The sequence below is a fragment of the Ligilactobacillus sp. UO.C109 genome (genome assembly GCF_026847815.1).
GTDB lineage: Bacteria > Bacillota > Bacilli > Lactobacillales > Lactobacillaceae > Ligilactobacillus > Ligilactobacillus salivarius.
Map to the genome: position 1 here is coordinate 42,080 of NZ_JAPSFH010000028.1, position 14,182 is coordinate 56,261.

At 32.2% G+C, this 14,182-nt stretch carries 14 protein-coding genes and 1 riboswitch; of the genes, 1 reads left to right on the top strand and 13 read right to left on the bottom strand.

The genetic code is table 11. The features are described 5' to 3' along the window. Positions 1-129: 129 nt before the first annotated feature. The 8 genes from OZJ21_RS08390 to OZJ21_RS08425 form a co-directional block, all read right to left on the bottom strand. Entirely contained in the window at positions 130-1,503 is a 1,374-nt protein-coding gene (locus tag OZJ21_RS08390; protein WP_081534895.1) for an NAD-dependent succinate-semialdehyde dehydrogenase, read from the bottom strand. A gap of 178 nt (positions 1,504-1,681) precedes the next feature. Beyond that, on the bottom strand, positions 1,682-2,164 hold the full coding sequence (locus OZJ21_RS08395) for a GNAT family N-acetyltransferase (protein ID WP_069469084.1): 483 nt from the start codon (positions 2,162-2,164) through the stop codon (positions 1,682-1,684). Between the two features lie 17 nt (positions 2,165-2,181). Beyond that, on the bottom strand, positions 2,182-2,496 hold the full coding sequence (locus tag OZJ21_RS08400; protein WP_003703026.1) for a hypothetical protein: 315 nt from the start codon (positions 2,494-2,496) through the stop codon (positions 2,182-2,184). Positions 2,497-3,089: 593 nt separating this feature from the next. Continuing rightward, the gene (gene mgtE / locus OZJ21_RS08405) at positions 3,090-4,457 is read right to left on the bottom strand and encodes a magnesium transporter (RefSeq protein WP_268857662.1); all 1,368 of its coding nucleotides are present in this window, start codon (positions 4,455-4,457) and stop codon (positions 3,090-3,092) included. A 17-nt stretch (positions 4,458-4,474) separates the two neighbouring features. Beyond that, positions 4,475-5,362, bottom strand: a complete 888-nt coding sequence (locus tag OZJ21_RS08410; RefSeq protein ID WP_069469083.1) for an RluA family pseudouridine synthase — start codon at positions 5,360-5,362, stop codon at positions 4,475-4,477. After that, entirely contained in the window at positions 5,352-6,158 is an 807-nt protein-coding gene (locus OZJ21_RS08415) for an NAD kinase (RefSeq protein WP_011476267.1), read from the bottom strand. Before OZJ21_RS08415 ends, OZJ21_RS08410 begins: the two co-directional genes overlap by 11 nt. Before the next feature lie 20 nt (positions 6,159-6,178). Continuing rightward, complete coding sequence (locus OZJ21_RS08420; RefSeq protein WP_003703093.1) at positions 6,179-6,823, bottom strand: GTP pyrophosphokinase; 645 nt, start codon at positions 6,821-6,823, stop codon at positions 6,179-6,181. A gap of 100 nt (positions 6,824-6,923) precedes the next feature. After that, complete coding sequence (locus tag OZJ21_RS08425) at positions 6,924-8,999, bottom strand: DNA topoisomerase III (protein WP_268857663.1); 2,076 nt, start codon at positions 8,997-8,999, stop codon at positions 6,924-6,926. A gap of 74 nt (positions 9,000-9,073) precedes the next feature. Between OZJ21_RS08425 and OZJ21_RS08430 the strand changes: the two genes are divergently transcribed. Next, entirely contained in the window at positions 9,074-9,610 is a 537-nt protein-coding gene (locus OZJ21_RS08430) for a sugar O-acetyltransferase (RefSeq protein WP_268857664.1), read from the top strand. A 43-nt stretch (positions 9,611-9,653) separates the two neighbouring features. On the opposite strand, the gene OZJ21_RS08435 is transcribed toward OZJ21_RS08430, so the two are convergent. The 5 genes from OZJ21_RS08435 to OZJ21_RS08455 all read right to left on the bottom strand — a co-directional run bounded on the left by OZJ21_RS08435 (position 9,654) and on the right by OZJ21_RS08455 (position 14,177). After that, complete coding sequence (locus tag OZJ21_RS08435) at positions 9,654-10,988, bottom strand: nucleobase:cation symporter-2 family protein (protein WP_081534905.1); 1,335 nt, start codon at positions 10,986-10,988, stop codon at positions 9,654-9,656. Positions 10,989-10,990: 2 nt separating this feature from the next. Next, complete coding sequence (locus OZJ21_RS08440) at positions 10,991-11,569, bottom strand: xanthine phosphoribosyltransferase (protein ID WP_087310473.1); 579 nt, start codon at positions 11,567-11,569, stop codon at positions 10,991-10,993. A gap of 67 nt (positions 11,570-11,636) precedes the next feature. Further along, positions 11,637-11,734: riboswitch (purine riboswitch) on the bottom strand. A 44-nt stretch (positions 11,735-11,778) separates the two neighbouring features. Beyond that, the gene (locus OZJ21_RS08445) at positions 11,779-12,435 is read right to left on the bottom strand and encodes a glycoside hydrolase family 73 protein (protein WP_034982853.1); all 657 of its coding nucleotides are present in this window, start codon (positions 12,433-12,435) and stop codon (positions 11,779-11,781) included. 35 nt (positions 12,436-12,470) lie between these two features. After that, positions 12,471-13,067: an ECF transporter S component gene (locus OZJ21_RS08450; protein WP_003705198.1), complete on the bottom strand. Its 597-nt coding sequence runs from the start codon at positions 13,065-13,067 to the stop codon at positions 12,471-12,473. Between the two features lie 141 nt (positions 13,068-13,208). After that, positions 13,209-14,177 carry an AEC family transporter gene (locus tag OZJ21_RS08455; RefSeq protein WP_268857665.1) on the bottom strand — a complete coding sequence of 323 codons (969 nt, stop codon included), beginning with the start codon at positions 14,175-14,177 and terminating at the stop codon, positions 13,209-13,211. Between the last annotated feature and the right edge of the window lie 5 nt (positions 14,178-14,182).

The window sequence follows — 14,182 nt, forward strand, 5'->3', positions numbered from 1 at the left end:
TCAACCATTTTCTCATATTTTTTAAAAATAAATTAGATTTACTTAATCTAAAATTAAACCTAAGGCCATATTTATTTAATAAAAAATATCGACAAGCCTTACAAACTCGTCGATATTAATAATTATTGATTATCTCTTTGGTTCAAATACTAAGTGTTCATTTACAAAAGCATTGAATCCTAATTCACTTAATTCTCTACCATATCCTGAATTCTTAACTCCACCAAATGGTAATTCTGGAAGTGATGCCCAGCCTGAATTAATCCAAGACATTCCTGTTTCAATCTTAGCAGCTACTCGAGCAGCGTGTTCTGGTTCACCGAAAACTGTATTTCCTAAACCATAGCTTGAGTTATTTGCTAATGCAATTGCTTCTTCTTCAGAGTTTACTTTATAAACAGATGCAACTGGTCCAAACATTTCTTGATTAAAAATAGGATTATCAGGAGTAATATCAGTTAAGATAGTTGGCATAAAGAATTGACCTGGTAAATCAACTTTTTCATTTCCATAGTAAATTTTTGCACCATTTTCAACTGCTAGTTCAACCTGTTTCTCTAGTTTTTCTTTAGCACTCTTAGAATTTAATGGAGCCAATGTTGTAGTTCTATCAGTAGGATCTCCCATGCGAACAGCTGAAAATGCATCTTTCAGTACTTCTAAAAATTCGTCATACTTATCAGCCATTACAATAAATCTCTTAGATGAAGTACATACTTGACCAGCATTGTATAAACGAGCTTGTGGTGCTACTTCTCTAACTAGCTCCCAATCAGCATCATCTAAAATGATAAATGCATCATTACCACCTAATTCCATCGTGGTTTTCTTTAAGTTTTTACCAGCTTCGGCAGCAACACTCATTCCACCACGTTCAGAACCAGTTAGGCAAACACCGCTAACACGCTTATCTGCAATTGCTTTTGCTACCTGATCATAGCTAATAAACATATTATTCAAACTTCCCTCTGGAGCTCCTGCTTCTAGAACAGCATCTGCAAAGGCTTGAGCTGAAGCAGGACAATTAGAGGCATCCTTTAAAATCATAGGATTACCGATAATAAAGTTTGGTGCAAATACCCGTGCAATTTGGTAAAATGGGAAATTCCATGGTTCAACAGCTACCAAAACTCCAGTTGATTGCTTAATATAATATGCCTTTCCAGCATCTGTTTCTAAAGTACGGGGCTTTAAGAATTCGTTCGCCTTGTCTGCATAGTAATCACAAATATCTGCACAAAGATCTACTTCTCCTTCTGCTTCACCAATTAATTTTCCCATATCATGAGACATAATTGTTGCATATTCTGTTCTTCTTTCACGTAAAATATCAGCTACCCTATGTAAAATAGCTTTTCTATCTTCTAAGCTTTCAGAATCATTTCGCCAATCTAAATATAATTGGTGTGCTTTGGCTAAAACAGCTTCCAACTCTTCATCAGTTGCATTAGGAAATTCTTTTTCTACTTCATTTGTATATGGATTAATTGTTTTATATGCCATAAAAAGCACCTCTTTCTAATTTCGAGTACGCTTACATAATAATGCTATTATAAAAAATAAGCAAGTATTTTGCTTTGATTTTTCACAAAATATTCTAACAAATGCTTTTAAATTAAGCTTTATCTTGTGAAAAAAACTTATTATCACTTGCTTATTTACTAGTTTTCTTCGTATTCAATTATAATTCCTTTTCCATGTTATACCAAATTTCCCCAGCATGTTCAGAAGATGATTTTCCTTTGTTTGAATAACCATTTTTCTCATAAAATCCCACTTTACTTTCTAAGCAAGTCAAAGAAATACCATCTATTCCTAACTTTTTAGCAATTTTCTCCAAATTTATCAATAAGTCACTGCCAATATGATTTCCACGATACTCAGGTGCGACAGCAACAGATAAAACATTTAAATACTTACCACTATCATCTGGCTTAGCTTGTGCTTCATACATCCAATCTTCTACATAACGAGCGTCAGTCCTAATTGCACAAATAAATCCTCTAATTTTATCATCTTCAACTGCTACCAAAAACGTCTCGGAAAAATTCTTAATTCTTTCAATAAAAGTAGCTTTACTTCCCGCTTCTTCCGGGGTAAAACCGCTTTGTTCAATTCTAACTATCGCATCTATTTCTTCTGGACATACCTTTTTAAATTCCATAATCTCTTCCTTTCAGGTTATCCAATATGATTTTCTTTTAAAATTTTTTCAACTATTTCTTCCATTTCAGGGGTTTTCTTCCATTCTTCAAATTCAGTAAAGTTTTCAGGTGGCATTTCAAAATTCTCATTAACATAATTTTCATATTTAATTACGTTAGTAGAATGTGGAATATTTAATTGAATAATTCTAACTTCTTTTATCATTCCACGAATTGCGGCTAATTCTGCACGTCCATTTTGAACCATATTTGAAATTTCATAATATTTACTGCCATCATTACGTGTTATTTCTTCAATCAAAGTCAATGTTTCATTACTTTTTCTTGCCATTTTACTTTTCCTTTCCCAACTATTATGCAATATCTATTTTAACTCAAATAATATTTTTCAACCATAGCAAAAGGAGCTGAGATATAGCCGAATGACTTTATCCCAACTCCTTGGCATAAGAGAGAAAGAGAATTGATTAGAAGGTAAATTTATTAAATACCTTACTCCATAATAATACTTCTATCTGTAAGCGGTGTCAATAAGTTTTTGATATTTTTATCTAACTTTTTTAATTTAATCTATATTTGGTTTAAATTCCTTGATATTCATACTATAATAGAGGTAGCTAATTTGTTAGGAGTTTTTTCTATGATTAATAAGAAGCAATTTAAGAGTAGTATTTTTCTAGGCTTTATTATTACCCTCGTTTATGTGATTCACCTATATTTAAAAGGAAAGTTAGCCTTCGTATCAGTTTTACTTTCTCTTAATCTTTGGTACTTACCTTTGATTTTGCTTCTCTTATACTATTTTATTGTCAGTAGTTCAATCTATCTATTTTTTCGAGTATTAAATTACGTAGTAAATATGTTTAGATAATAAAATGTGGTAGTTTCTAATCAGCATAAACTGTTCAGAAACTACCACATTTGTTACTGTCCAATAAAAAATTGTAAAAACATTTGTGCAAAAAGGAAATATATTAATAGTGAAGTCACGTCACTTAAAGTTGAAATAAGAGCACCTGAAGCAACAGAAGGATCAACATTAAATTTTTCCATTATCATTGGAATTAAACAACCCACTAAATTAGCTATAATAATTGCAAAGAACATAGCTATTCCAACTACAAATCCCAAAACAAAGTTTGCCTTCCATGCCCCAACCAAAATCCAAATAATAATACCAGTAACTCCACCAATCAAGATACCAGTCAAAATTTCATTTACCATAATTTTTAACCTAGACTCATCATCATCATTATTAGCAATACGTTTAATCGCCACAGCTAAACTCTGGGTACCCGCATTACCAGAAGCACCGGTAATAGTTGAAATAAATACTGCTAAAATTGTAGCTTGATTTAATAGGTATTCGAAATGTGAAACTAATAAAACTGTCAATAATCCCAACAACAACATTACTGTTAAACTTGGTAGACGTTTTTTAGCATTTTCAAAAGGATTTATCGTAACTTGCTCTGTATCAACACCAGCCAAACCTGAGTAATCTTCAGACGATTCTTCATCGATAACGTCAATAATATCATCGACGTTAATGATTCCTATTAACTTATCATCGTAGTCGGTTACTGGAATTGCTAGGAAATTATAATCTCTGATTGTTTGAGCAACTTCTTCTTGGTCTTCAGAAACTTCAACTGACATTACTGGAGTATTCATAATGTCGCTAATCATTGTATCATCATCATTAGTTAATAAATCACGTAGAGTTAAAACTCCGATTAACTTTTCTTCATCGTCAATTACGTAAACATAATAAATAGTTTCTGCTTCTAAAGCTTCACTCTTGATAACGTGCATCGCCGATCTAACAGTTTGGTTACCCACAATGTCAACATATTCTGTAGACATGATCGCTCCAGCAGTTTTATCTTCATAATGTAACATTTCTCTAATCTCAGTTGCCGATTCTTCTGGCAGTAACTTCATATATTTTACTAAGTTTTTCTTCTTAGCATACGCCAAAATATCAACCGCATTATCTGTATACATTGAATTAATAACTTGGGCTGCATAACGCGGGGTCATTTCTTCAAAGTAATTTGCTAATACCACTGGTTCTTCTTCACTAACATTAAAAATTTCCCCAACTTCTTCAGGAGTAAGATAGCGATACAATCTAGAACGTTGAATATAGTCCATTTCAGCAAAAATCTGTGCTTGCTCATAGACGTGTAAGTCTAAGTATTGCTCTCTAAAATCATGCGCCTTCTGTTGATTTAATAAATTTAAAATAGCATTGACTTCTTCTTCGCTCTCAATTTGTTTCTCTACCATTGCTAATCATCCTCCTTTCACTTTAAATAATTCATCATATCTTGGGAAATATTGCTCTTTACTTTTATATACTGAGAACTAAATTGATCCCAAAATACAACCTCGCTACAATGCAAAGCTTGACGTTGCAGTGGCATAGAAATAGCCCCACCATATAAAGTATCACTAACCAAAGGATATCCTAAATAGGAGCAATGTACTCTTATTTGATGGGTTCTACCTGTATGCAACTTTATTTTACAAAGTGTATTATCTCTTATTCTCTCTTTTACGAAAATCTCAGTTTTACTTCGCTTAGCTTTTTCAGAGAATAGTACTTTTCGTTTAATTAAACTTGTACTATCTCTACCAATAGGTAAATCAATTATATAATGATTATTATGCAAAATTCCACTTAATATTGCTGTATATGTCTTGCTAATCTTATGCTCTTTTAATTGACTATCTAGTAAAGCATGAGCATAGCGATGTTTGGCGAAAATAACAATCCCTGACGTATCCCTATCTAGTCTAGTCACAATATGTGGGATAATTCCACGATATCCTCGAATTTGATAATAACCTACAACTCGATTAACTAAAGAATCATTAGGATGCAAAGGTGAAGGAATTGACGCTACAAAAGCCGGTTTGTCTACTAAAAGATAATTATCATCTTCATACAAAATTTTAATTGGTACAAATGATGGTGGAACGCTCCGCCTAAATTCTTCATCTGGGACAACTAAAGTTATTTTATCGTTCTTTTTTATTTTATCTATCTTACGCCCAGATTTACCATTTATCAAAATCTTTCCATCAGAATATCTGACCTTAGCTAATAATCTTCTAGATATTCCTTGTTTTTTTAAGAAAGTTTTCAACTTACAACTAACATCTTCTGAATAAATCCAATTAATCTGCATCTTCATCACCAATGAACGCAGTTTGAACACGATGCCAGAAATGTGTGTGGCGATATTTGGCGAAATGAATTTTCTTCTTCGAAATCTTAAATTTGATTTCTTTTATTTTCAATTTATGATAACTATCGGAATCTACAGTTAAAATAAAATCTGCAGCTCCTTCAGGTTCAATTGTTATCCAATCTTTAGGGGCAATAATCATTGGTGAACTTAATGTTCTAAAGACACGATTATTAATCGAACTTACTTCAGTTAATTGTAATACATCTAAAGTTGGATGCACTACCGCACCACCTAAAGATTTATTATAAGCAGTAGAACCAGTTGGAGTTGATACACACAAACCATCGCCACGAAAACGTTCAAAAAATTCGCCACCAATAAAAATATCAGTTACCATAGTACTACTAATACGACGAATAGTAGCTTCATTTAAAGCAGTAAATACATCTCGTTTATTTGAATCCTTATAAGTAACAAACACATCTAGGAGAGGATAACTAACTGACTGTCCATTATCAGACTGTAGACTGATAACTAAGTCATCTATTTCATCGTCACGCCAATCTGTATAAAATCCCAAATGTCCAGTATGTACACCTACAAATCTTATCTTATCTAACATATCAATGTATTTATGAAAGGCTGACAAAAGTGTACCATCGCCACCAATCGTAACTACCACTTCTGGATTTTCATCATCAATTATAAAATGCCTTTCCAAAAAGCGTCTAGTCAAGGCAGCTTTTACTTCTAAAGAACGACGAACATTATTTGAAAAGATTCCGACTCTCATGTTTAACTTTACACCTCAATTTAGTTGTCTATATCATCCAGCGAACTATCTGTATAACCTTTTTTTTGTGAAAAAATCTGTTGAGCTTCTTTAATATCACCATTAATACTAGACATTTCTGTATCTAATTGAAAAGCCGCCTCAGCTGCTCTACGCAGTCTAGCTGCTATCTCATCAGGAAATTTTCCTTGATACTTGTAATTAAGTGAATGCTCAATTGTTGCCCAAAAGTTCATCGCCAAAGTTCTGATTTGAATTTCAGCCTTGATAATCTTTTCACCATCAATTTGTTGTAGAGGATAATTAATTACGATGTGATAAGAACGATATCCACTAGACTTGTTATTTGTAATGTAATCTCGTTCTTCAATAATTGTCATATCTTTTCGTTTACGTAAATCTGATACAACTTGATAAATATCTTCAACGAACTGACACATTATTCTTACACCAGCGATGTCTTCCATCTCATCTAATCTATCTTCTGTTAACTGTCGTCTTACCATTTTTTCTTTAATACTATCTACTGATTTAATTCGTCCAGTTACAAATTCTATTGGTGCATGATTATCAGTTTGACGATACTGCTTTCTCATTTCTCTTAATTTTAATTTTAATTCATTTACGGTTTGTTCGTAGGGATTCAAAAATAATTGCCAATCCATCGTACTTACCTTCCAATTCTAAATACTTTCGCTTATTAGTTTAACATATTAGCGTTTGTTGTTGGAAATAGATACTTTTATTTTTCAAAAATTTTCAATTTTATTCGTTTTTACCCATTGCTGCTTTTAAAGCTAATGCTAAAGGACTCTCTTGTGGCTCATCATCTTGGTTAATTTTCTTTAGCAATCTTCTTTCCTCATGCTTAGTCATCTTTTTACTTTTCTTACCAACTGTCATCTTTTCAGTAGTACCGTCATACTTACATCTGAAATATTTACCGTTTTTTCCTTCAACAATTAACATCTTGTGGTGACATTGTGGACAGCGATGGTTGGAAACTTTAGCATCTTTTCGACGACGATAATTGCATTCTGGATTAGAACATACATACATTTCTCCATCTCTTGTTTTTCGAACTTTTAGGAAACTATTACATTCTGGACAACGTTTCTTAGTCAATGAAAAGTCTTTATAATCTTCTTTACTATTCTTTACTTCACTTACTAAACGTTTAGTATCATTTTTTATATCTCCAATAAATTTTTGTGATTTCATTTTTCCATGAGCAATATCTTCCAATTGTTTTTCCCATTTAGCAGTCAATTTAGGACTAACAAGTTCTTTATTTACAAGATTCAACAATTGTTTTCCTTTAGGTGTTACTCTTAGTGCATGACCAGTTCTTTCCATCAGCTCCGATTTTACTAATTTCTCAATAATTTCAGCTCTGGTTGCTGGAGTACCCAAACCAAATTTTTCCATTTGCGCTAATAATCCAGCTTCGGTTAACGGTGATGGTGGTGTTGTTAATTTTTCTTCAACTGTAAAGTTTGGACTTACTACAGTATCTTTTTTCAGATTTAAAGCAACTTCTTCAGATGCATCTTTATTCTTCCAACCATAATCTAGAACTTTCTTTCCTACGAAAATAAATTCATCTTTATCAAAAGTTACAACTACTCTTAATTCTTCAACTGTATAAGGTTGTGCAAAAATCCCTAAGAAACGTGAAACAATTAAGTTATATATTTTCTGTTCATCAGCAGAAAATTTACTGTAGTTTGGTACTTGTTCAGTCGGAATTAGAGCATGGTGATCTGTAACTTTACTATCATTGAAAACTTTTTTCAAGATAACCTTAGCTTTGTTTTTTATAGATTCTTCAGCCCTACTATCATATTTTCTAATCGCTTGTAACCTTTCCATTAAAGTAGACTTAATATCATTAGACAAGTATCTACTATCAGTTCTTGGATAAGATACCACTTTATGAATTTCGTATAAACTTTGAACCAAGCTCAATGTCTTCTTAGCTGAATAACCGTATCTCTTATTTGCTTCTCTTTGTAATTCCGTCAAATCGTACAGTAAAGGTGCTGCTTCTCTTTTTACCTTTGAATTAATATTCCTTATTTGACCCTTAAAATTATCCAGATGACGCTTTTTCTTTTCAGCTTCATCACGTTCTTTAATCGCATAAATATTTTTTTGTTTCATGTATGCAGTTTGATTACCAAGGCGTAATGCTATCCGATAATACTTTTGAGGCATGAATTTTTCAATTTTTTCTTCTTGTCTTCTCACTAAAGCTAATGTAGGAGTTTGAACACGTCCAGCTGATAAATTGTCTTGATATTTAACAGTTAATGCACGTGTAACATTTAAACCGACTAACCAGTCTGCTGTGGCACGAGCTAATGCTGATTCATATAAGTTATCATATTTTTCTGCTGGTTTTAATTCTTTAAATCCCTGCTTAACAGCTTTATCTGTCTGTGAAGAAATCCAAAGACGCGTAACTTTTTTATTTGCATGTACATACTGTAATATCCAACGCGCTACCAATTCTCCTTCACGACCAGCATCAGTAGCTATTACAATTTCATTTATGTCTTTTCTTTTGACTAAACTTTCTATTGTCTTTAATTGGCTTCTGGTCTTTGGCAATGGCTTTGTTCCAATGAATTTAGGTAGCATTGGTAATGTCTCTAATTGCCACTTCTCCCACTTTTTGTTTAAATCTTCTGGCATTTTTAAACCTAGTAAATGTCCTAAAGCCCAAGTTATAACATAATTTTTACCTTCAAGATAGTTTTTCTTCTTTTCATTAGCATTTAAAATTCTTCCAATGTCACGAGCGACACTTGGCTTTTCTGCTAAAATTAATTTCTTCATTAAAAATCTTCCATTCTTTTACATTCTTGATACAATAAAATTATACACTATATTGAAGAAAAGGAATTGTAAGATTGTTTAATAGTCAAACCGATAAAATTACGGCATTAAAAGCTCAAGCTCAAAATATCTGTCGTAAATATAATAATAAGATAAATTTCGAAAATAAGTATGATTACTCATTACTGTCATCCTTATTTAAAAATTTAGGAGATAATCCTTACATTGAATCTAATTTTTATTGTGAACTAGGTACTAATATTTCATTTGGAAATAACTCTTTTCTAAATCATGATGCAACTATTGTAGATTATGCACCAGTTAAGATTGGAAATAATGTCAATATTGCTCCAAAGGTTGGCATCTATACTACTATTTATCCTAATGATCTCAAATTGAGGAAACAACATTATCTTTCAGCTGCTCCCATTAACATTGAAGATGGCGTATGGATTGGAGGACATGCTGTAATTGGTGCTGGAGTAACAGTTGGTAAAAACTCTATTATCGGTGCTGGCAGCGTTGTTACAGGAGATATTCCAGCTAATTCAGTGGCTGTTGGAAATCCAGCCAGAGTTATTCGTAAAATCAACATTGATGATAAACCATAAAAAAATTCACGATATGTTTTTACATCTCGTGAATTTTTTCTTTTTATTTAGTTTCAACCGTCATTGGACGTTCATCTTTTTGAGTAATTTGTTCCTGATCTAATCCTTCTTTACCTTTGAAACAAACATTTAAGCCAACTGAACAAATACTTGCAACAACGATACCATTACCTAAGAACAATTGAATTGTGCGAGGCAAGTTTTGGAAAATTGTAGGATAAATAGATACTCCTAATCCCAACCCAATTGACACTGCTACAATCAAAATATTACGTTCATCTTTGAAATCAACGTCAATCAACATTCTAATTCCTTGGACACTAATCATTGCAAACATTACCAACATAGCCCCACCTAAAACTGGAGTTGGGATAATAGTTGCTAATGCTCCAATTTTTGGAAGTAATCCTAAAACCATCAATAAAACTGCTGACCAATAAATTGGACGCTTAGTCTTAATTCCTGTTAATTGTAATAAACCTACATTTTGTGAGAAAGTTGTGTATGGGAAAGTATTAAAAATACCACCTAAAACTACTGCTAAACCTTCTGCACGATAACCATGCTTCAAATCATCTTCAGTAATATCTTTGTTTAATAAATTACCTAAAGCGAAGAATACACCTGTAGATTCAACCATTGATACTAAGGAAATGATTATCATTGTTACAGAAGATGACCATTCAAAGTGTGGAGCTCCAAAATAAAATGGTTGTGGCACGTGGAACCATGCAGCTTCGACAATTGGTTGTAAGGATACCATTCCCATTGTAGCTGCTAGTAATGTTCCTAAAATTAAACCAATTAATACAGCTATGGAACTCAAAAAACCTTTACCCCAAATCTGAATAATCAAGATAATCAAAATCGTTACAAAACCAGTAACTAAATTCTTCCAATTACCAAAATCAGCAGCAGTTGCATCGCCACCACCGATATTTTGTAGAGCAATTGGAATTAATGTTAAACCGATAACTGTAATCAATGTTCCAGTTACAACTGGTGGGAATAATTTCTTAATCTTAGAAAAATAACCTGAAATCAAAAACACAAAAATTCCGGCGACAATAATTGCACCATACATCGTTCCAATTGTAAATTGTTTACCTATCATCTTCAAAGGTTCTACCGCTTGAATCGCACATCCTAAAACAACTGGTAGTCCAATTCCAAAATACTTATTACGAGCTAATTGAATAAAAGTAGCTAAACCACACATAAAAATATCAATTGAGACCAAATATGTCATTTGCTCGCTATTAAATCTTAATGCTGTACCAATTAATAATGGTACGGCAACTGCTCCTGAATACATCGCCAATAAATGTTGTAAACCTAAAATCGCAGCTCTACCATGATTTACATTTTTTTCTTGCATGATTATTCTTCCCCTTCAAAATGTACTTGGTTATCATCAAATGAACTAATAACAGCTAGAGATTCTAATCTAACTCCTCTATCATGAATAATCTTTGCACCTTCTTGGAAAGATTTCTCAATGACAATTCCTACACCTTTAATTTCAGCACCAGCAGCATCGCAAATATTGAATATTCCTTGAACGGCTTGGCCATTAGCTAAGAAATCATCAATAATCAACACTTTATCATCTGATGTTAAAAATTTCTTATCAACAGAAATTGTATTAGTAACTTTCTTTGTATAAGAATAAACATCTGAAGTATATAGATTATCTACCAATGTTAAACTCTTATGTTTACGAGCAAAAACAACTGGTAACTTCATAACTAATCCAGTCATTACAGCAGGTGCAATTCCTGATGATTCAACTGTAATGATCTTTGTTATTTCCTCATCTTTGAATAATCTTGCAAATTCTTCCCCCATTTTGTACATCAATTCAGGATCAATCTGATGATTTAAAAATCGATTTACCTTCAACACATTTCCTGGTAAAATAACTCCATCTTTCTTGATTCTCTCTTCTAATAGCTTCATAACTCTTAATTCCTCCATAAAATAATAAAAGCTCTTTTACCATAAGTAAAAAAGCCCATACTAAAATATACTATGCTTAATTACTTATAGTCCAAGATTTAAGGTCCTGGGTAGAAACTGTCACCCATATTATGACGATATATAAGTATATATTTAAAGATAACATACAATAACAACTTTAACAACCATTATAATTCGGATTTCAACTCTCAATTATTATCATATTCATCTAAATTATATGTTTTTATCAATGAAATCAACTTTTGAGCATAATTAGGATCTGTCGCATATCCTCTTTGTTGTAAAGCTTGAGCAGCTTCCACATAATTATCTGCTGACAACACAGCTTGATAATGGCTACTATCCCAACTTGTTCCATCTACAAAAAGTGCTGTATGTTGCTCAATAGATTCTCTCCAACTTTGATAGATAGCAAATCGTGCCCTTACAACAATCCATTGTCCATTTACATACTCTTTAGTTGTCATTAAGCCTCCAGTATCACTCTTTACCCCAAATAAATTGTAATATTGTGTGGCTAATTCACTTTGACCCCAATTTGATTCTAATGCTGCTTGAGCAATAGTAATACTAGCAAAAATATGATATTTTCGCTGTTCATCTTGCGCAATTGGAGCAATTTTCTCTACAAATTCTTCCTTTTTTACATCTTCAATTTTGGTCATTTGTGTATTGTTATTTACACCAGACCATTTTATAAATTGTACAAATAATAAACTTAACAAAATAACTACTAATAATAAGTCCGATAATCGAAGTTTGCCATTTACGTATAAGAACTTAAATTTTGCTTTTTTTCGTCTTTTTTTGACTGTTTTCTTGTTTTGTGTTCTTTTTCGCGCCAAACTCTGTAACTTCCCTTCTATTACTAGTTTATTTATTATTTGATACGATCAATCATCATCTTTCTTAAAGGCTTTGCAATCATTGGGGCTAATATTCCTGCTAAGATAGCTTCAGGAATTCCATTTGTTGCGATTACCCCTAATAAATAAGGTAATAATGCTTGAATGTCGATATGATATAAAGCCATCGAATGTCCACGGTAAAATAGATAGATTTGACCTAGGACCAGGATAGTATTAACTAATGATCCTGCAACAGCTGCAACTGTCATACTTAAATATTTTTTCCCAGTCCTAAGTGTTAAGAACTTGAATAACCAGCCAGCGACTGTCCCAATTAAAATTCTAGGTAATATTGAAATTAAAGGATTAACAAAAACAATTGCTGCTAAGGGACTAGTTGGCCAAACAAAAGCTCTAATAAAAGTAATGACACCCCATATTCCACCTATGATCGATCCATATTTAGTACCAAAAACTAAGGCCGTAACAATTACTGTTATGTGGATAATTGTTAAATTTAGTGGCCCCATTGGAATATAACCTAAAAATGGTATGAAATTTTGAATGATAATAATTGCACTAAATAAAGCAATTAGTACCTGTCTAAAAATCTTATCCTTACTCTCCAAAATGTAAAATCCCTTCTTAGATAATTCATTAGCTTAGATTATATCACATTATTAAAAATAAAAATTATAAAAATAAAACTAATCATATTATGAAAGTCTAATTGTCATAATATGATTAGTTTCTCTCTTATGCTTTAAAAACTAAATATATTGGATAATTGTCATTAAGATTGGTACTACTACAATAAATAATACTGTACTCATGACGACAATATCAGTGGCATATTTTACATCACCATGTGCTTCATTTGCTAAGATTGGTAAGACTGCCAATGCTGGTGTTGCAGCTTGCACGATAAATGTTTCTCTCATTAAACTTACCATGTGAATTCCTGCTGCTGGAGCAACAAATTTTATAAGTAAAATTAATACAAGTGGGGAAAGAATAAATCTTCCTATTAAACCTAAAATTGTATCTCTTTCAACTTTAAAATTCTTCAATCCCGCATCACAAAGTACAATACCAATATAAATTAATGATAGTGGTGTTACCAAACCACCAACATATGTCAATGTTTGAGCTGCAAATGCTGGAACTTTGATACCAGTCAATAACCATAAAATTGCAACAATGAAACCTACCAATGGCATTGGTAATAATTTACGCCAATTAATCTTTTTAGCTGCATTTTTGTTTTTAGCAACTGGATTATCATTGTAAATTAAATAAACACCAAATGCCCAGGTTGAAACTGTATTAATAATATAGTAAATCAAAAAGTAAGATAGTCCTTTTGAACCAAACAAAGCATTGTTTAATGGCATACCAATAAAAATTGTATTGGCATTTACTACTGTGTTCATAAAGATGCCTCGTCGACCTGGACGAATTTTAAAAATCTTAACTGTTAACCAAGCAATGATATAACCTATTACTACTCCTAAAGCTGGAAATAGTAATCCTTGGAATAAATTGCCTAAACCATCTCTTGTCAAATGATCTTGAACTGAAATAAAAATTGAAGCTGGTAAAGCAATTTGTGTGATTAATTTGGAAATATTACTTGAAAATGAATCGTCAAACCATCCATTCTTTCGTAAAATATATCCTAATGCCATCATCAAAACGATAACAACTACACTAGATACTGAAGTTAAAAATGCTGCCACTCTAT